The following is a 17679-nucleotide window of genomic DNA, read 5'->3' as shown; positions in this document are numbered from 1 at the left end:
CGCCGTCATGAACGCTCTCCCTCTGCCCGCCCGTTCGACACAACTCGCGACGTTCGATTTGCTCGATGAGGCGGGCTGTGAGGACTGGGTGCTGCGCGTCTTGCTGATGCGGCGCCACTGGCGGCAGCGTCACGCGCTCGCGCCGTTCTTCACGCTCGGGCTCGCCGCCTATCTCGACTGTGTGGCGACGGCGAAAGGCCGTATCTATGACGATTGCGCGCTGCGCCGCTCGAGCAACGCCCTGCTCGACTGGCAATTCGCGCCGCTCTTGCAAGTCGTGGCGGCTGCTCTCTCCGCACACTTCAGCCTGCCCGCGGAGTTGACCGATGCTGGCGCGCGCCCCGGTTTTCATATTTATTTGCCGCATCCGGCGTTCGCGATGAACGTGGCGAAGGTCCATCGCGATTTGCAGTATCGCGACGTCTTTCCGGGGCGGACAACCGCGGACGACGACCTCTTCAGCTTCACGCTGCCGTTGAGCACGCCGTCCGGCAGCGGCTTGAACCTTTGGACCGACGATGCAGCCGGGCCCGACTTCATTCCCTACCGCAGCGGCCGGCTCGTCGTTCATAGCGGCCTGATGCGACATCAGGCCGTGCTCGATTGCGATGGCGACCTTGAGCGGATCACGCTGCAAGGCCACGGTATTCGCCTGCCGGGGCAACGGCTTCTGTTGTACTGGTAGCGTCAGGGAGGCGCGACGACGATGAATGCAGCCTGCGAAACAGCTCCCGACGACTTCGAATTCGAATTGCCGCTCTTCACCTGTGGAGAGAGCGAAGCGCTCGTCGAACGCGTGCTCGATCTCGAAGCGTTCTGGCTGGCGCGACACGCGAGCTTGCCGTTCCATACACTGGGCGCGACCAATTACTACGACATCACGGCCAATCCGGCGCGGCCTTACGAGCGCCTGGCACGGCAATACAATCCGTTCCTGATCGATGCCTTCGCCTGCGTCTATGAAGCGTTGCTCACCGCGCTCGGCGAATGCCTGCGGGCGCCGGTGACCTTTCTGGCCGACGCCGCGCTGCCCGGTTTTCACATCTTCGGTGGACACCCCGATTTCGCGGCGCGACCCGAGCATGACGTGATGCACGACGTCTGGTTCATGCGTCGCGACGGCGCCGGCTTTCCGGGCAATCCGATCCATGTGGATACCGCGCATCGAGCGCTGGGCCTCGCACCCGGTCCTTCCGGCAATGGGCATGCCACCTTCTCGTTCACGCTGCCGTTGGGTTTGCCACGCGCGGGAGCCGGATTGAGGCTCTGGTCCTTGCGTTGCGACGACGTCGCGCATCTGGACAGCGCGTGCCAACAGCAACGCCTGCAAGTCGCCCCCGCGCGCCACATTGCCTATCGCCCCGGCACGCTGTTCTTGCACGCCGGCGACCGCTTCCACCAGGCGCGAGGTCTTCCGGTCGCGCACGGCGAATATCGGATCACGCTGCAAGGGCATGCCGTCTGGCTGAACCAGGCTTGGCGGCTCTTCTGGTGACTGCAAGCCAACGGGAGGAGCCATGTTCTTCGCGCCATCGACATTCGCGTTTACCGAGCGCCTCACCGCCCATTGGCCGACCGTACTCGCCGAGTGCGCGGCGTTGCCCTCGAGCGAATTCGCTGCCTGGCCGGAGACGCGCCTGTATAACCAGGGCTGGGACGTGTACGGCCTCTATGTGATGGAGAAGCCACTCCTCGGAAATTGCCTCTTCTGCCCGCACACGGCGGCGCTCGTCAAGGAGATTCCCGGGTTGCGCACCGCGGGTTTCTCGCGGCTAGCACCAGGCACCGAGATTCGGCCGCACGTCGGCTATAGCCACGACGTGCTGCGGCTCCATCTGACGTTGCGGTCGCACGGCGACTGCGGCTTGCGCGTCGGCGGCGAGGTCCGTCGCTGGACGCCCGGCCACTGCCTGATCTTCGACGATACGGTCGAGCACGAAGCGTGGAACCGCAGCACCGCCGAGCGCATCGTGCTGCTCGTCGATTTCACCAAACCGCGAGGGTTGACCGCCGATGCCGATGGACACCGTTGACGCCTCGCCCTATCGCGACAATGAGGACCTGCTCCAAGCGCTGCGCGAGATCGGCGACACCCTGATCGAGCGCGCCTTGCTGCTGCGGTCCCCTGCCGCGCAGTCTTGTGCCCCGTTCGCGTCGGTAGACGTTTTGACCGATTCGGCGGACCGGCTCGCAACGCTCCATCGTGAGCCTGACCGCTCGACGCGTGCTCCCGCGCTCCGGCAGCGGCAGGTAGAGCGCCTCGACGAGACGTTGCTGCACCAATGGGAGCGCCACGCGGCGCGCAGCAACGCGAGCGTGCGCGCGCAAGTGTTCTTGCCGTGGGTGCATTTGACGCTCCTCTTCCAGCTCGACGCGCTCGAGGAAGCGCTGTTGCTCTGTGCGCTGCTGCCGGAGCTCGACCCACGCTATGAGGCGATCGCCCGGATGCCGGCCGATAGCGGGAGCCACGCGGGCATGGCCACCGGTGACACCTTCATCCCGCTCGCCAGCGCGGCGTTGCTCCTTGGCGACGCGCCGGCGACGCGCGCCGACGTCCGGCAGCGGTTGATGAGCGACGCCGCCTTGCGCCATTGGGATCTCATCGAACTCGCACCCGGCAGCCGGGTCGTGTCCGCTGACGGCGGCTACCGGCTCCAACCGGCCATCGCCGCGTATCTGCTCGCGCGCGCCGCGCCGCAATTGCATCTCGAACAACCGCTCGAGGAAGTCGACGCCGCGCTCGAGCTCGACGAACATCTCGTTCAAGACACGGTGAAACAGCAGCTTTCGCATTTCATCGTGCGGGTGGCCGGAAACGAAGCCGAACCGACGAGCTATCTGCTGCACCTGCAAGGGCCTGATCCAGGCTTGCAGGAAAGCCTGGCCGCCGCCCTCTTCGGGACCATCGGCATGCGTTGCGTGCGGCTCCCGGCCAAGGCGATCAGGCAGGCCTGGGCGGACGGTCAGCGCAACCGCGCGACGCTGATCGCAGGCCTCACGCGCCTGTGCCGCGACGCCCTGCTCTGCAATCGAGTGCTCGTGCTGATCGACTGCCCATGGCTCAGCGCACAGGACAGCGCCGACGATCTGCTCGACGACGTATGCCATACGCTGCTCGATAGCCAGCGTTACTTCGTCGTGGTGAATGGCCCGGCGCGCCGGCTGGCCGATCTCGCCCATCGATACCGCGGCCACCGCGCGATTCCCGTGCTCATCAAGAGCGCGGCGCCCGACACGGCATTGCGACGCCGCATCTGGGAACGGCATTTGCCAGCGTTCGGCTTCAGCCCCGTCGAGGCGACGCTCACGTCACTCGTGAACCAATACCTCTTCACCGAGGAGCAGATCCTGATGGCGGTGAAGGAGGCCGCGAGCCGCGGCTTGGTCAATCCCGACGAGCAGAGCGCGGACGAGCGCCTGTTCGACGCGTGTCGCGAGCAAAGCCTCAAGGAACAGTTGAGCGTCGCGCAGGAAGTGAAGACCCCGTACCGGTTCAGCGACATCGTGCTGCCGGCCACGACCCGCCAAGCGCTGCTCGAAGTGCTGCAATACGCGCAAAACCGGCATCAAGTCGTCGAAACATGGGGGTTCGACAGCCGCCATCAAACGAGCCGCAACCTTTGCGTGCTATTTCACGGTCCCTCGGGCACCGGCAAAACGATGGCCGCCTCGATCATCGCGAACGAATTGAACTTGAGCCTCTACCGCGTCGATCTCGCGAGCATCGTCAGCAAGTACATCGGCGACACCGAGAAGCAGCTTGCGCAACTGTTCGATCAGGCCGAGGCGATGAACGTCGTGCTGTTTTTCGACGAGGCGGAGAGCCTCTTTTCCAAGCGCACGGACACCAAGGACGCGCATGACCGCTACGCGAACCTGCAAACGGGCTTTCTGCTGCAACGGATCGAAACCTATCCGGGGATCGTCGTTCTGTCGACGAACCTGTTGCAGAACATGGACAAGGCGTTCCTGCGACGCTTCAAGTTCATGATCGAATACCCGTTCCCGAACCGGAAACAGCGCCTGCAGCTCTGGCGCAACGCGTTTCCCGCCGCGACGCCGCTCGCCGGCGATCTCGACTTCGAGTTGCTCGCGGAGAAGGCGCCGCTCGCGGGCGGCAACATCAACAACGTCGCGATCGGTGCTGCGTTCCTCGCGGCGGCCGAGGCGCAGCCGGTGTCCTGGCGCCACGTGCTGCAAGCCGTCGAGCGCGAGTATCTGAAGCTCGGCAAGGTGTTCAGCGCGGCCGATTTCAGTTGGGACGACGAGGCTTGAACCCCGTGCGACAGGGAAATCGGCATGTTTAAAAAAGAGACTCAGCGTCCCGCGCCCGTCAAGCAGCCGGCGAGCACATCGCAGGCGCCGCCCGTGCAAACGACGCCGACCGCCGCGAGCGGGCCCGGCCTCGTCGAGATGGGCAAGTACCGCTACGCAGGGGGCGTACCACCGCGCCACACACCGAGTAGCGGGATGCCGAGCGCGCGCGAGCCATCCGCTGCAAGCGAACCGCCGCAGGCGCGCGATTACACGTTGTACCGGGCCGATACCCGCACCTATGAACAGATGCAAACGGGCTTCCCTGAGGGGTTCACGGCGTGGACGCCGATAGGCGTATCCGGGGCGCAGCAACTGGCGAACGTCTTCCTCGGCAGCAAGGACACGAGCGGCTTACCTAGGCATGTCTCCGATAAAGTCGGCGAGTGGCCCAATCCGAAGCTCGCGGACTTGTCGACGTACATCAAATACACGAAGGACAAATCGACTGTATGGGTTTCCACGGCGATCAATACCGAAGCGGGTGGCCAAAGCAGCGGCGCGCCGTTGTACAAGATCAGCGCGCGATTCTACGAGTTCGAGATCCAGAACCGCCAACTCGTCCCGTTGCCGAACGGGAGAACCAGCAATCTCAAGCCCTCGCTGCTGCTTGACGCGCCGATGCTGGAAGCATCGACTATCGTCGCGTTGAATCATGGCCCGTTGCGCGATGCCGAGGTGTCGTTCCTGACGCCCATTCCATTGTCGATCGTCGAGCCCTACCATCCATGAACGAGGGTTCTGGCCGGAACGACGATCGAATCGTCGAGCGCGCAAAGGAGGAACGCAGTCATGTCGAAAGCGAAGCATGCGGCACCCGCTGCGAAACATGCACCGGCACCTGCCGCCCACTCCCAGTCCGAGCAAGCCTCGCCTAGCGCCGACCGCGCGCAGGGGCTCGTCGCGATGGGCCAATACCGCTACGCGGCAAGCGCACTCAAGCCAGAACAGGATCACCACGCGGCGCGTGCGATCGTGCAGTACGGAGACGACGAGACGACTGCAAGGGCGGCCCGACATTTGTACGGGAAGTATCCCGACAATGCGGCCCTCGCGAAATCGGATGGGCATGGCCGGTTGCAAGTGGCGCTCGGTGCCCTCAAGCCGGGCGCCGTCACGGCGACGGTTCAATACGTCGGCCACGGCGATACCGCAAACGGCGAACCGACGCTCGGCGGCGCGACGGCTTCACAGTTGGCAGCCAACCAGCGTGCCATCGAGAAGCAGCTCGGTCCGGATGTGCGCGGCGTCGAATGCGCGCTGGTGAGCTGCGACAGCCGGCCCAGCCTCGCAGGGCGATTCACGTCGGCGCTGGGCGGCAGCCAAGGCGGTGCGCGGGCCGTGACCAGCTATGCGGGCAACGTCGACGTGAGCGCCGAAGGGCGAACGGTTCCCGTACGCGAAGGCGGGCTCATGTTTCGGGCGGCGATCAAGGGCGCCGCGGCCGCCGCCGCCATGGGATATGAACTCAACAAGCATCGCCAGCAGCAGACGCCCCCGCCCACCACCCTGCCGCTGCCGCGTCCCGTTACGGCACCATCTTATGGAGACCGTCGAGCCGAGGAAATGCGCCAGAAGGTGAAGGCGAAGACGGACGCGTTCGATCCGCTGGCTGTGGCGGCCGGCAGCTTCACCGGGCGAGGCGAAGCGATCCAGCACGTCGCCCAGGGCCAAGTTCCCGGTATGCAATCCATCCAGAAAGGGTTAGACACGGCAACGACACTGGCCGAATTCTCGGCGACCGGCGACGTGGGTGAGCTCGACAAGGGAAAGCTCGCCAAGGCGGCGGCCACCGATGCCATCAACAACGCGTCATTTTCGCTCGAAGGCTTGACGAAAGCGGCCAAAGGCACGGCCGCGATCATGACGGTTTCGGACGATAAAGCAAAGGAATTGCAGGACACCGTTGCCGGCCTGGGCGAGCAGATGAAGGACACGGCGATCACGAGCCTTTCCGTTGGCGCGGGCGTGGGCGCCGCTCTCGACGGCGCGGCCGCAGCCATTCCCCACCCTGCCGCGAAGATCGCGCTGAAGACAGCGTCCACGGTGTGGAAGGTTGCCGGCGCGGTACATACGGCTGAGGAGATCGGGAAGATCGGCGAAAAACAGCAAGACCTCATTTCCAATGAGCTCGGCAAGGAGGCGATGGCGCAGATCAAGCAAAGCAACACGAGCAAGCGTGGGCCGATCATGGAGGCGATCATGAAAAGCGGGCTCGACAAATGAGGGATGGCGCTTGCGCTTTACCCCTTCCTGGAGCCCGTCAAGTTCGCGCTAGCGTCGTCTTCTTGCGGCCAGTAGCCGTAAATGATCGCCGTCATCGTCGAGCGGCTACACATGAAAAAGTCGTACGCCAAGAAACGCAAGGAACCAATGCAAACTCACTGCGATTAGGATATATCGGGCAACGGTAGACGCCTTTGGTCGGCCCTTGCTGATGGCATATCCAAGGACGCAGAATACGATGGGCGGTAGCAGCAAATAAATGACCAGATCTGCCACAGTATGCGCGGTGGCTGGACAAGCATCCAGCCCACCGCCACATTCGCCAGTTCGCGGCGTACACAGCTTCGCAAAGACGCCGCACAAGTGCGTGTCAATGGCCGCCCAGGCGATAAGACTGACGCACCCAATCACCCCGAAGCCCAACGACCATGCGACGCGCCGGATCATCGAACCTCCCAGAAGAGAATCTGTTTGGAATTGCGGAGATCGGACCAACCGAAGCTGGTTCCAGGCGCAAACGACTGGAAGCCCAAAACGCGGCTGATCGTCGCGACTGAATCGGGCGCACTACTGATCGTCAGCCGCTTGCCATTCCATAGGTCGATGTGGCCTCCGCTTGCATTGGCGGCACTTTCACCTTCTCGGGTCCAGTACCGTGAAAACTGAATGATACCGGTACGGCCCTTGACTTTCGATTCCCAATCCGGTCCTGTAATGTCTTCTGCCGGTGGAAGACCTGCAATCGGGCGCAGTTGCAACCACTCACCCAATTCGTCGGCCCGCGTAGCAGTCGCTTTGCCATCAAGCAAGATACGACCTATGGTCGGTTGACTCGACAGTGGCTTAACCAGCTTTTGTGAGAACGACTTCATCTCGATTCCGGCCCGGTGGAATGTCACGCTCATACGGATCGCGCACTGATCCGTGTACGCGGAATTATCGTATGGGTTGCCCGATGGGTACGCATCCCACAACTCTTGAAACGTCAGGGCTTTCAACGGTACTTCTTTGATCGAGTTCGGCGTCGAGTTCGTTCTCACGACTGTTCTTTTGTTCGGCATCGGTCAAATCCCATCCTGCTTTGCAAGGGCTTCATCGCCCCAATAGACGGTGTAATCATCCGCGCTGTAGGTGTACACGCGCGGCAAGTGGCCGTGTTCGTCCAGCCGTCCCGAGAACACCTGACCGTCGCTTGCCTCGACGAAGTACGGGTATCCTTCTGACGCACCGCTTTCAGTAGCGCGGACCTGCTCATCAAACGTGCCTGTTACCGCAGACGCGATGCCTCCACCGGCTGTCGCGACGCTATTACCGGCTGCCTCGGTGGGCGAGACGACACCCATCGTATCGGCCATGTCGTCACACCACGATTCGCCCGCGAGGGTTGCCACGATTCGCGGCGGGGTTGAACAGCTGCACAGCACAACGTCACCGTCCGCCGCCGTCTCGCCCATGAAACGAAGACGGCGCGGACCGCCTGTCTTCGCAATCAAGCCAGTGCGCTTGCAAGCCTCGCAATAAGCCTGCCCACCGATGAGAGCAACCTGATGTCCCGCGTTACCCATCGCGACGACTGGACCGACGTAGGGCAAAATCTGTCCACCGTGTTCTAAGCTGTCGCCCACGACAGCAATCCGACGCAACATGCGTTATATCTCCTTGGATTGTCGTGCAGCGCATCGCAACCCCTCGGCCCACATGCGCCATGCATTCTTTTCGGAAGTCCGTTGAGACGCGGCGCAATGCTGCGCCCGCTTACTGCCGACGCTGCGGCGGGACGTATTCCAGATCACGGAAGCCTGGAATCGGTGGCAAACCATCACGGATCACGATTCCCATTCTGGATTGCAAGCTCTCCGCGATCACGTCACCGTTGCTGATGGTTATCGCAACAGGCCTGCCGCTGTCGATTGCCGCGAAGCCTGCTCCGGACATGATGTGTGCGACTGACCCGTCCGGGTAATGCACTTCGCCGCCGACGCAAGCTGTACGGAGTTCGTCGAAACAGATGGCCGATGTGGCGGTCTGCACCGTACCGCCGCGTTTTGTCCGAGAGCCGAGGGTCGCGATTGCGTCGCGGGCTAGGACAGGCAACGCCGCAACGCGCTCACGCTCTGCGAGGACGTGCAAGGGCTTCAGCAGATAAGTTCTTGTGTTCTATGTTCATCTCTCAGGTTTTTCGCGACCGTTGATACACGGCGCATATCTTTCTTGTCCTTCAGCTGCGTTCATCTTTTGAACGCGAGGCCCGAATATACTGCATTCACAGGTCAATGGACGGCCCGTCTATTGATTCGGCCATCTATTCGACAGTCAGCCGCCAACAGCAGCATCAGAGCGCGGACCGATGCCAGCCGGTCAAAGCGCAGCACACCCTCGTGCGGATAGTGCACCCCAGCCTCTTCGAAGCGGGCACGCATCATGTGGTTGGCGACGCGCCGCCCTGGCGCTGTACGCCCTCCCTTTTGCGGTGAAGGAATTTTTTCGAAAAATTGCTGATTTATAAAATACGTGCCGAGAGGCTCGGCAAGAATCTGTTACTGCTTCCCTATGCAGTAACGCAGTAACGATCGATTGGATACGCAACTATCGGCAATAAACCCATCACTGCAAAGAGGACAAGGAAATGAAGAAAGAACGATCTGGAATCGTGCTGAGATCTGCCTTGGGCGTCGTGTCTGCCGTCTTGTTGGCGTGGTCCCCCTTCGACGCAGGGGCCGCCACGACCACGCCACCTTCAGCTTTGAAGACTTCTTCCACGAGAGTAATGAGTGCAAGTACCGGTACGGCCCCAGCATTCATTTACAGCCCGTACAAGGATATGGGGACGTCGTTGGACTGGAACACGAACATCATCTCGTCGACCGTCACCGGCCAGATGAGCCCCGTGACGTCGGTGCTGCCAACCAATGTGCGTACCCTGACGATCGCTTTCGCGACCGGCGAATGCGGCAGCGAGAACTGGGCGGGCGTCGACGGCGATTCCTTGGCTTCCGCGAATGTGTCACTGTTCACCGCGGCCAATGTCAATTACGTGATTTCCACCGGCGGCGAGGCAGGTTCGTTTACATGCGGCAGCGATGCAGGCATGGCGACTTTCATCAATCGTTACGCATCGAATAACCTCGTCGGGATCGACTTCGATATCGAGGCCGGACAGTCGCAGCAGGTGGTCAACGATCTGGTGCAACGCGTGGTGGTGGCCGAGCAGAATTATCCCAATCTGCGTTTCAGCTTTACCCTGGGAACGCTTGCGCCGTCCCAGCCCGGACAGACCACGGCCAGCTCCTTGGGCGCAAACGCACAGGACAGCTTCAACATTTATGGCGACTGGGTCATGCAGGCCATCCAGACGTACGGCCTGAAAAACTACACCATCGACCTGATGACGATGGACTACGGTTCGGCAGGGCCGGGCAACTGCGTGGTCGCAAACGGCACCTGCCAGATGGGGCAATCGGCGATCCAGGCGGCCATGAACCTGCACGATCACTGGGGCGTGCCGTACAACCAGATTGAACTGACTCCGATGATCGGCGGTAACGATGTGAGCGACGAAACCTTCACACCCGCGGATGTGGATACCATTTCCGCGTTTGTGAAACAGAACGGGCTCGCGGGCGTCCACTTCTGGTCGTTGGACCGCGACACCGATTGCCCGCCCGGCGCCGCATCGTCGACGTGCAACTCGATCGGTGGCGTTGGCACGCTTGGCTATACGACCCAGTTCGCCAATGACCTCCCATCGAGCAACGGGACACTGGCACGCCGTCATTGACGTGAAAGCTTGACGCATCACGGTGAGATTGGCCGCTCCAGACCCGAATGATTTCCCTCTGGTCTGGAGCGGCCGGCGGAGGGTCAGAAGCCGCCAGCCGCACCCATCGACACCACGAACCTCTCCCCGTCATGCCGGTTCCAGTCCCTTTTCACGCAGCCATTCGCGATTAAAAAGCCGCGCGCGATAGATATCGCCGCGATCGCACAACAACGTCACGATCGTGTGCCCGGGCCCCATCTGGCGAGCCAGCCAAACCGCCGCCGCAACGTTGATCCCGGTCGAGCCGCCGACGTACAAGCCCTCCTCGCGCAAAAGCCGGTAGACCATCGTCACGCATTGGGGGTCGTCGATGCGCACTGCGTCATCGATCGGCGAACCCTCCAGATTGGCCGTGATGCGCGTCGAGCCGATGCCTTCGGTGATCGAGCTGCCTTCGGCCTTGATTTCGCCCGTTTTCACGTAGTTGTAGAGACCGCTGCCGTGCGGGTCGGCAAGCACGATGCGGATCCGCGGATTCTGCTCCTTCAGGAAGCGGCTCACACCGGCCAGGGTGCCGCCCGTCCCGGTCGCGCAGACGAACGCGTCGACCGTGCCGGCCGTATCGCGCCATATTTCAGGCCCGGTCGTCTCGTAGTGCGCCACGCGGTTCACGAGGTTGTCGAATTGATTGGCCCAGATCGCGTTGTCGAGTTCGTCCGCGAGCCGTCCCGCAATCTTCTGATAGTTGTTCGGATCGCGGTACGGTACGGCCGGCACTGGCCGTACCTCTGCGCCGAGCGTGCGCAGGATCGCCATCTTTTCCGGCGATTGCGTTTCCGGAATCACGATCACGCAGCGATAGCCGCGTGCCGCGCAGATGTGCGCAAGACCAATACCCGTGTTGCCGGCCGTCCCCTCGACGACCGTGCCGCCCGCCTTCAGCGTGCCGCGCCGTTCGGCATCCCGGATGATGTAGAGCGCCGCGCGATCCTTGACCGAGCCGCCCGGATTCATGAATTCCGCCTTGCCCAGGATCTCGCAGCCCGTTTCCGCGCTGAGCCTCGCCAGCCGGATCAGCGGCGTACGGCCCACGCAATCGACGAACCCTTCTTTCACGTTCATGGTCGCCTCCTCGCCCTCCCATCGCCAGCTACATGCTGGTAACGCTCGAATGCCCGCACTTGCACTCGCGGACTTGCACTCGATATGGTAGGCCGGACTTGTCGACTTCGCGGCTTCGCACTTGCATCGGTCAACGATTGAGAATCGGGGGCCGACCGCTCAGATCCGGCTTCCAGGCGTGCATCATGCACGACCGTGCTCATTGCGCGACAGGCGCCAAATATCGCCATTCCGACAATGACTTACGCCGGTCGCCCCATGGTTATCAACAAGGCTGTCAACACAAACTGGGGATAAATTTCGGCCACTGCCCGTTCAAGGACTGCGGTGCCTTGCCATCAGACCATCACGACGTCGCACGGGACCTATGCCGAAGCAACTCCGCCGACGCCGCGACAAGCTCACTCCTGCGCACCTCCTCGACCACATACTCGACAAAAGCCGCCACGCGTGGCGGCAAGTGCTTTCTCGCCGCGTAATAGATGCAAATCGGACTACGTTGCGCGACGTATTGCGGCAGCACGCACTTCAATTTGCCTTCATTGATCAACGTTGCTGCATGGTGACTGCCGAGCAGTGCGATACCGCATCCGGATGCCGCGAGGGTCGTCAGGGCTTCAGTATCGGTGACGATGAGACGAGAGCTCGGCTCGAACACGATTTCCTTGCTTCGTGTCCGCAGCTTCCAGGTTGCCACCCTGCCCGTGCGGGGCGAACGGAACACGATGAGCTCGTGTTGCTCGAGATCCTCGATCGACTTCGGTTCGCCGTGCTGGGCCAGGTAATCGGGGGCCGCACATAGCACGAGCGTCAGCGGCAGCAGCGTACGCGCAACGAGGCCCGAATCGGTATCGTGCAGTTGCCCGATCGCGCAGTCATACCCTTCCGTAATCAGGTCGACGGAGCGATTTTCGAAGCGAAGATCGAGCGTGATATGCGGGTAGCGCTCGCGGAACCCGCGCAACACCGGCAGCAGTGCCACACGGCTGAATGCGATCGGCAAGGAGACTTTCACCGTACCCGTCAGTTGTGTCTCATCCGACGACAACGTCGCGATGGCATCTTCGATTTGTTGCGTCGGCTCGCGCACCATCGCATACAGGCGTCGCCCTTCATCGGTGACGGACAGGCGCCGTGTCGTGCGCTGAAATAGACGGCAGTCGAGAAACGCTTCGAGCATGCCGATCTGCTTGCTCACGGCACCGGGCGTGATGCCCAACTCGCGGCCAGCCGTCGAAAAATTCGTCGACTCGACAGTCGCTGCGAAGGTTCGTAGGGCCTTGAGCAAATCGATCGAGCCGTTACCGTCCGATTTCATTTGATACCGATACTCACAACTGTTTTTCTACTGAGGATTATAGACCCAAAACGCATCCTTGCTGAGAATGGGCAACCTCGTTCGAGCCACGGCCACGGGATGCGCGATGGCGATCGCAAGGTCTCGCGACGGTACACACTTGCTAAGGAGAGCAGATCAGTGAGGATCGGGATCATAGGAGCCGGGAAAGTCGGCACGGGCATTGCGAAACGCCTGATGGCGAAGGGCCATTCAGTGATGCTGAGCTTTAGCCGCGAACAGGAAAAGCTCGCCATGATCGCGGCCGACCTGCGGGCGCGCGTCGGCGCGGTCGCCGAGACGGTCGAGTTTGCCGACGTGGTGATGCTCGCCGTTCCTTGGGGCGCGGTGCCCGAAGCCCTTGCACAAGTCGGAAGCGAGGCCCCTAAGCGAATCCTGTGGGATTGCACGAACGCACTGAAACCTGATCTCAGCGGTCTCGCCATCGGCACGACCACGTCAGGCGGTGAAGAAATCGCGAAGCTCGCCCCATGGGCGACGGTGGTCAAGGCGATTCCCCCCTTCGCGCAAATGTTGCACTCGCCCAGCATGCTGATTGGCGAAAAACGAACAGATGTGTTCGTCTGTAGCGACGACGACAACGCACGAGTGGTCGTGTCCAAACTGATCAGCGAAATAGGCGCTCAACCCGTCGATGCCGGGCCGCTAGCCTTTGCGCGTTATGTCGAGCCAGCTGTCATGTTGCTGGTTCAACTCGCGTACGCGCGGGCGTGGGGGCCTCGGATCGGGATCTCGGTGTTGCGCGGGGAGCCAGCGAGCGGGCCGATTCGCGGCGTGTAACGAGCGGCGCTTCGCCTATAACGGAATCTGCGGCGCGCCCGACGGATACCGGTGCGCGATAACGCGTCTTCCGATGACGCGATTGACGATCAAACCACAAGGACGCACACATGAAGCAAAGCGATGTTCGCGCGAAGGCATTCGCCATGCCCTTGACGAGCCCGGCGTTTCCAATCGGCCCCTATCGGTTCGTCGACCGTGAATTCATGATCATCACCTACCGCACGGATCCCGACCGTCTGCGCGCGATCGTGCCCGAGCCGTTGAAGATTACGGAACCCCTCGTTCACTACGAGTTCATCCGGATGCGTGATTCGACCGGCTTCGGCGATTACACGGAAAGCGGTCAAGTGATCCCCGTCGAGTACGACGGCCAGCCGGGTGGCTATACGCTCGCCATGTACCTCGACGATCATCCGCCGATCGCAGGTGGCCGTGAGCTGTGGGGCTTCCCGAAGAAGCTCGCCTCACCGACGCTGGAGGTCAGCACCGATCACTTGCTCGGTACGCTCGACTACGGCTCGGTGCGTGTCGCGACGGGAACGATGGGCTACAAGCACCGCGAACTCGATATCGTCGAGCAGTCGAAGCGACTGGCCGGCCCGAACTTTCTGCTGAAAATCATTCCCCACGTCGACGGCTCGCCGCGCATCTGCGAACTCGTGCGCTACTACCTGCGCGACATCGTGATGAAGGGCGCGTGGAGCGGCCCGGCATCGCTCGAACTGTTGCCGCACGCGCTTGCTCCGGTCGCCGATCTGCCCGTGCTCGAGATTGTCGAGGCGCGGCACCTGATCGCGGACTTGACGCTGGGGCTCGGCGAGGTCGTCTTCGACTATTTGGCTCAGTGATCGTCGCTGTGTGCCCCCTCTTCTTCCTCCGGAAATTCGATGATGAGCAATCTGAAAGGCAAGACGGCTGTTGTCACGGGCGCCGCGAGCGGCATTGGCAAGGAAATCGCACTGGTGCTGGCGCAGGCGGGCGCGGCGGTGGCCATCGCGGATCTCAATCAGAGCGGCGCGAACGCCGTGGCAGAGCAGATCGGCCAAGCGGGCGGCAAGGCGATCGGCATCGCGATGGACGTCACCGACGAAGCTGCCGTCAACCGGGGCGTCGATGAGGCCGCCGAGACGTTCGGCTCGGTCGACATCCTCGTGTCGAACGCGGGCATTCAGATCGTCAACCCGATCGAAAACTACTCGTTCGGCGACTGGAAAAAGATGCAGGCGATTCACGTCGACGGCGCGTTCCTGACGACGAAGGCGGCGCTCAAGCATATGTACAAGGACGATCGCGGCGGCGTGGTGATCTACATGGGATCGGTGCATTCGCACGAAGCGTCGGCGTTGAAGTCGGCGTACGTGACGGCGAAGCACGGCCTGCTGGGCCTCGCGCGCGTGCTGGCGAAGGAAGGCGCGGCGCATAACGTCCGCTCGCACGTCGTCTGCCCCGGCTTCGTGCGAACGCCGCTCGTCGACAAGCAAATTCCTGAGCAAGCGAAGGCACTCGGGATCAGCGAGGAAGATGTCGTCAAGCATGTGCTGCTCGGCAACACCGTGGACGGCACATTCACGGATGTGCAGGATGTCGCGCAGACCGTGCTGTTCCTGTCGGCATTTCCGAGCGCGGCGCTGACGGGGCAATCGTTCGTCGTCAGCCACGGGTGGGTCATGAAATGAAGCCGCGCGTGCGCACCGAAAAACAAGCCGTCGATGCGGCGGATCTGCGTCACGAGTCTGGCACGCACGCCGCGCGCCAACTCGGCTATGAAACGATCGCACTGGTCTTGCAAGGCGGAGGCGCACTCGGCGCTTATCAAGCCGGCGTATTCGAGGGCCTGCACGAGGCGCAGATCCCTTTGAGCTGGATCGCCGGCATCTCGATCGGCGCGCTCAACACCGCGCTGATCGCGGGCAACCCGCCAGAGCGTCGCGTCGAACGCCTGCGCGAGTTCTGGGAGCGGATCTGTCGGCCTGCCCTCTTCCCCGGGCTGCCCGCCGCGCTCGAGTTTGCGCTGTTCAACAGCACCGACCAGGTCCGGACATTCTTTACCGCGTCGCAGGCCGCAAGCGCGGTGATGCAGGGCCAGCACGGATTCTTCGCGCCGCGCTTCCCGCCGCCGCTGCATGGTGTGTCGGATCATCCGGAGAAAGTCAGCTGGTACGACACGTCTGCGTTACGCAAGACGCTGCTCGAGCTGTGCGATTTCGATCGCATCAACGAGGGCGAGACGCGTGTGTCGGTCGGCGCGGTCAATGTCGCTACCGGCAACTTCGTCTACTTCGACAACACGTGTATTCACCTCACGCCGGAACACTTCATCGCGTCGGGCGCGTTGCCGCCCGCGTTTCCGCCCGTCGAGATCGACGGCGAGTATTACTGGGACGGCGGCGTCGTGTCGAACACACCGCTCATGGAAGTGCTGCGCGCGCAGCCGAGCCGCGATACGCTCGCCTTTCAGGTCGACCTCTGGAGCGCATGCGGGCCGCTGCCGCGTACGATGGCCGATGTCACGGAGCGCACGAAGGACGTTCAATACTCGAGCCGCACGCGCTTCGTCACGAACACGCTGCATCGTGAACAGCGATACCGCAACTTGCTGCGCAACGTGCTCGAGCAGGTGCCGGAGGCGCAACGCAAGACCAACCCTTGGTGCCTCGAGGCCGAGGCGTTGTCGAGCGACAAGCGCTACAACATCCAGCATCTGATCTACAAACAGAAGGCGTACGAGCACTACTACAAGGATTATCAGTTCGGCTTGTCGACGATGCGCGAGCACTGGTCCGTCGGCCTTGCCGACATTCGAAGGACGCTCGCCGTCAAGGACGGCCTGGCCCTGCCCAATAACGAAGCCGGCTTCGTGACGCACGATATCCATCGCAAGAAGTGACGTGAGGCGGCGGTCCAATCGAAGACCGCCGCCCTCAGCCCCCTTGCGCTTACTGCGCAGCGGCCTGCTGAATGGCGTCCACGAGGTTCTCGCTATTGAACGCCCGTCCGCCTATCCCCCATGAGCCGTCGGCCGCATAGACGATGTTGGTCCAGATATGTTCGCGTTTCAGGCGGCCGCCAGCCGCGCGCTCGACCGCGCTGGTGGCAGCTTCGATGAACGCCTGTTTGGAGTCGCGGCTCGCCAGGGCGATCTGCGGTAGGGTGAGTTCGATAAAGGCCGCCGCCGCAGGCCGACCGCCGGCGAACACTCTTGTTTTAGGTAGAACGTTCAGTGTGCCGACCACGTTGGGCGTCATGAACGCATTGCCCTTCAATTGAGCGACGCTCAACAGCGCATCGCTCAATTCAGCAAACGTCCGGGCTTCGGCCTCGGTGGAAAGCAGTCCTTCAGGTACGGTCAGCGTAATGGGCATGGCAGCTCCTTGGAGGTAAGCGAAGACAACTGGTGTATAAATACTGAGTGCTCTCTATTTATACACACCGATCACTCTCTAAGCAAGAAAAAGAGCGATCGCTCTCAAATCGGGTTTGATGATGCGTTACTCAGCCGAACACAAGACCGAAACCCGCAAGCGCATCCTCGATGCCGCCGCACAGGTTTTTCGCCGAGAAGGTTATGGCGGCTCGGGCATCGACGGCCTGACCAAGGCCGCGGGGGTCACCAATGGCGCGTTCTATGGCCACTTCAAATCAAAGCGTGAAGCGTTTCGCACCGTCATGCTGGCCGGGCTCGAACAACTGCGGCTCGCTATCTTCCAGCTGAAGGACGCGAATGGGCCGCGCTGGTTGAAGACGTTCGTCGAGTTCTATCTTGGGCAGAAGCGCACGTGCGATGTCGGCGAAAGCTGCGCGTTGCCGGCTTTCTCCCCCGAAATGGAGCGCGCCGACCCTGAAACCCGCGGTGCCTACGAGGCGCAATTGCGCCGCCTGATCGAGGAAACGTCGGCGGGGCTGGCCGAGGGCTCGAGCAAGGAACGGGAGGCGAAGGCAATCGCGCTACTGGCGCTTTTGTCGGGCGGCGTTACGCTCGCGCGCGCGGTGCCGGACCCGGCATTGTCCGAGCGGATCGCGCAAGCGGTCGTCACGGAGGCGCTGGCGATGACCGCGTCTCAGCGCACGCGTTAGGCCATTAGCCGTCTTTGGGCGAGCCATTTTCGCGTTAAATAAG

The 17679-nt window shown here is 62.2% G+C and carries 18 protein-coding genes; 12 read left to right on the top strand and 6 right to left on the bottom strand.

Annotated elements, in window-relative coordinates; genetic code table 11:
* The first annotated feature begins 7 nt into the window (after positions 1-7).
* The 6 genes from D7S89_RS15750 to D7S89_RS15725 are packed head-to-tail and all read left to right on the top strand — an operon-like array spanning position 8 to position 6540.
* Positions 8-685 carry a hypothetical protein gene (locus D7S89_RS15750; RefSeq protein ID WP_121278998.1) on the top strand — a complete coding sequence of 226 codons (678 nt, stop codon included), beginning with the start codon at positions 8-10 and terminating at the stop codon, positions 683-685.
* 21 nt (positions 686-706) lie between these two features.
* Positions 707-1495: a hypothetical protein gene (locus tag D7S89_RS15745; RefSeq protein ID WP_121278651.1), complete on the top strand. Its 789-nt coding sequence runs from the start codon at positions 707-709 to the stop codon at positions 1493-1495.
* 22 nt (positions 1496-1517) lie between these two features.
* The gene (locus tag D7S89_RS15740; protein ID WP_121278650.1) at positions 1518-2033 is read left to right on the top strand and encodes an aspartyl/asparaginyl beta-hydroxylase domain-containing protein; all 516 of its coding nucleotides are present in this window, start codon (positions 1518-1520) and stop codon (positions 2031-2033) included.
* Complete coding sequence (locus tag D7S89_RS15735; RefSeq protein ID WP_121278649.1) at positions 2020-4275, top strand: ATP-binding protein; 2256 nt, start codon at positions 2020-2022, stop codon at positions 4273-4275. The genes D7S89_RS15740 and D7S89_RS15735 overlap by 14 nt, the downstream gene beginning before the upstream one ends.
* 24 nt (positions 4276-4299) lie before the next feature.
* Positions 4300-5046, top strand: a complete 747-nt coding sequence (locus D7S89_RS15730) for a hypothetical protein (protein ID WP_121278648.1) — start codon at positions 4300-4302, stop codon at positions 5044-5046.
* Between the two features lie 60 nt (positions 5047-5106).
* The gene (locus tag D7S89_RS15725; protein WP_121278647.1) at positions 5107-6540 is read left to right on the top strand and encodes a C80 family cysteine peptidase; all 1434 of its coding nucleotides are present in this window, start codon (positions 5107-5109) and stop codon (positions 6538-6540) included.
* 443 nt (positions 6541-6983) lie between these two features.
* Here the strand turns inward: D7S89_RS15725 and D7S89_RS15715 are convergent, their stop codons facing one another.
* From D7S89_RS15715 to D7S89_RS15705, 3 genes are all read right to left on the bottom strand, one after another.
* The gene (locus D7S89_RS15715) at positions 6984-7601 is read right to left on the bottom strand and encodes a type VI secretion system amidase effector protein Tae4 (protein ID WP_121278646.1); all 618 of its coding nucleotides are present in this window, start codon (positions 7599-7601) and stop codon (positions 6984-6986) included.
* Between the two features lie 3 nt (positions 7602-7604).
* Positions 7605-8186, bottom strand: a complete 582-nt coding sequence (locus D7S89_RS15710; protein WP_121278645.1) for a PAAR domain-containing protein — start codon at positions 8184-8186, stop codon at positions 7605-7607.
* A 109-nt stretch (positions 8187-8295) separates the two neighbouring features.
* Positions 8296-8571 carry a hypothetical protein gene (locus tag D7S89_RS15705; RefSeq protein WP_147426671.1) on the bottom strand — a complete coding sequence of 92 codons (276 nt, stop codon included), beginning with the start codon at positions 8569-8571 and terminating at the stop codon, positions 8296-8298.
* Positions 8572-9373: 802 nt separating this feature from the next.
* On the opposite strand from D7S89_RS15705, the gene D7S89_RS15700 reads away from it, so the two are divergent.
* Positions 9374-10318 (top strand): glycoside hydrolase family 18 protein, encoded by a 945-nt coding sequence (locus tag D7S89_RS15700; RefSeq protein ID WP_245982954.1) that lies wholly within the window; start codon positions 9374-9376, stop codon positions 10316-10318.
* A gap of 129 nt (positions 10319-10447) precedes the next feature.
* Here the strand turns inward: D7S89_RS15700 and D7S89_RS15695 are convergent, their stop codons facing one another.
* Together D7S89_RS15695 and D7S89_RS15690 are read right to left on the bottom strand one after the other, a co-directional pair.
* Positions 10448-11422: a cysteine synthase A gene (locus tag D7S89_RS15695; RefSeq protein ID WP_121278642.1), complete on the bottom strand. Its 975-nt coding sequence runs from the start codon at positions 11420-11422 to the stop codon at positions 10448-10450.
* Positions 11423-11768: 346 nt separating this feature from the next.
* The gene (locus tag D7S89_RS15690) at positions 11769-12740 is read right to left on the bottom strand and encodes a LysR family transcriptional regulator (RefSeq protein ID WP_121278641.1); all 972 of its coding nucleotides are present in this window, start codon (positions 12738-12740) and stop codon (positions 11769-11771) included.
* A gap of 99 nt (positions 12741-12839) precedes the next feature.
* On the opposite strand from D7S89_RS15690, the gene D7S89_RS15685 reads away from it, so the two are divergent.
* The 4 genes from D7S89_RS15685 to D7S89_RS15670 all read left to right on the top strand — a co-directional run bounded on the left by D7S89_RS15685 (position 12840) and on the right by D7S89_RS15670 (position 16449).
* Complete coding sequence (locus D7S89_RS15685; protein ID WP_121278640.1) at positions 12840-13559, top strand: NADPH-dependent F420 reductase; 720 nt, start codon at positions 12840-12842, stop codon at positions 13557-13559.
* Positions 13560-13669: 110 nt separating this feature from the next.
* On the top strand, positions 13670-14410 hold the full coding sequence (locus tag D7S89_RS15680; protein WP_121278639.1) for an acetoacetate decarboxylase: 741 nt from the start codon (positions 13670-13672) through the stop codon (positions 14408-14410).
* Positions 14411-14452: 42 nt separating this feature from the next.
* Complete coding sequence (locus D7S89_RS15675; protein WP_121278638.1) at positions 14453-15238, top strand: 3-hydroxybutyrate dehydrogenase; 786 nt, start codon at positions 14453-14455, stop codon at positions 15236-15238.
* A complete protein-coding gene (locus D7S89_RS15670) occupies positions 15235-16449 on the top strand; it encodes a DUF3734 domain-containing protein (protein WP_121278637.1) in 1215 nt (404 codons plus the stop codon). Before D7S89_RS15675 ends, D7S89_RS15670 begins: the two co-directional genes overlap by 4 nt.
* A 49-nt stretch (positions 16450-16498) precedes the next feature.
* On the opposite strand, the gene D7S89_RS15665 is transcribed toward D7S89_RS15670, so the two are convergent.
* Positions 16499-16924, bottom strand: a complete 426-nt coding sequence (locus D7S89_RS15665; RefSeq protein WP_121278636.1) for a tautomerase family protein — start codon at positions 16922-16924, stop codon at positions 16499-16501.
* 118 nt (positions 16925-17042) lie between these two features.
* On the opposite strand from D7S89_RS15665, the gene D7S89_RS15660 reads away from it, so the two are divergent.
* The gene (locus tag D7S89_RS15660) at positions 17043-17636 is read left to right on the top strand and encodes a TetR/AcrR family transcriptional regulator (RefSeq protein ID WP_245982952.1); all 594 of its coding nucleotides are present in this window, start codon (positions 17043-17045) and stop codon (positions 17634-17636) included.
* Positions 17637-17679: the final 43 nt, after the last annotated feature.

Source organism: Trinickia fusca (assembly GCF_003628145.1).
Lineage (GTDB): Bacteria > Pseudomonadota > Gammaproteobacteria > Burkholderiales > Burkholderiaceae > Trinickia > Trinickia fusca.
Note: the sequence above shows the minus strand (reverse complement) of the source record. Positions and strands in the feature narration are given on the sequence as shown.

Excerpts from the sequence above, each read along its gene's own strand:
- D7S89_RS15750 (WP_121278998.1), top strand. The coding sequence starts at position 8 with ATGAACGCTCTCCCTCTGCCCGCCCGTTCGACACAACTCGCGACGTTC.
- D7S89_RS15745 (WP_121278651.1), top strand. The coding sequence starts at position 707 with ATGAATGCAGCCTGCGAAACAGCTCCCGACGACTTCGAATTCGAATTG.
- D7S89_RS15740 (WP_121278650.1), top strand. The coding sequence starts at position 1,518 with ATGTTCTTCGCGCCATCGACATTCGCGTTTACCGAGCGCCTCACCGCC.
- D7S89_RS15735 (WP_121278649.1), top strand. The coding sequence starts at position 2,020 with ATGGACACCGTTGACGCCTCGCCCTATCGCGACAATGAGGACCTGCTC.
- D7S89_RS15730 (WP_121278648.1), top strand. The coding sequence starts at position 4,300 with ATGTTTAAAAAAGAGACTCAGCGTCCCGCGCCCGTCAAGCAGCCGGCG.
- D7S89_RS15725 (WP_121278647.1), top strand. The coding sequence starts at position 5,107 with ATGTCGAAAGCGAAGCATGCGGCACCCGCTGCGAAACATGCACCGGCA.
- D7S89_RS15715 (WP_121278646.1), bottom strand. The coding sequence starts at position 7,601 with ATGCCGAACAAAAGAACAGTCGTGAGAACGAACTCGACGCCGAACTCG.
- D7S89_RS15710 (WP_121278645.1), bottom strand. The coding sequence starts at position 8,186 with ATGTTGCGTCGGATTGCTGTCGTGGGCGACAGCTTAGAACACGGTGGA.
- D7S89_RS15695 (WP_121278642.1), bottom strand. The coding sequence starts at position 11,422 with ATGAACGTGAAAGAAGGGTTCGTCGATTGCGTGGGCCGTACGCCGCTG.
- D7S89_RS15690 (WP_121278641.1), bottom strand. The coding sequence starts at position 12,740 with ATGAAATCGGACGGTAACGGCTCGATCGATTTGCTCAAGGCCCTACGA.
- D7S89_RS15685 (WP_121278640.1), top strand. The coding sequence starts at position 12,840 with ATGCGCGATGGCGATCGCAAGGTCTCGCGACGGTACACACTTGCTAAG.
- D7S89_RS15680 (WP_121278639.1), top strand. The coding sequence starts at position 13,670 with ATGAAGCAAAGCGATGTTCGCGCGAAGGCATTCGCCATGCCCTTGACG.
- D7S89_RS15675 (WP_121278638.1), top strand. The coding sequence starts at position 14,453 with ATGAGCAATCTGAAAGGCAAGACGGCTGTTGTCACGGGCGCCGCGAGC.
- D7S89_RS15670 (WP_121278637.1), top strand. The coding sequence starts at position 15,235 with ATGAAGCCGCGCGTGCGCACCGAAAAACAAGCCGTCGATGCGGCGGAT.
- D7S89_RS15665 (WP_121278636.1), bottom strand. The coding sequence starts at position 16,924 with ATGCCCATTACGCTGACCGTACCTGAAGGACTGCTTTCCACCGAGGCC.
- D7S89_RS15660 (WP_245982952.1), top strand. The coding sequence starts at position 17,043 with ATGATGCGTTACTCAGCCGAACACAAGACCGAAACCCGCAAGCGCATC.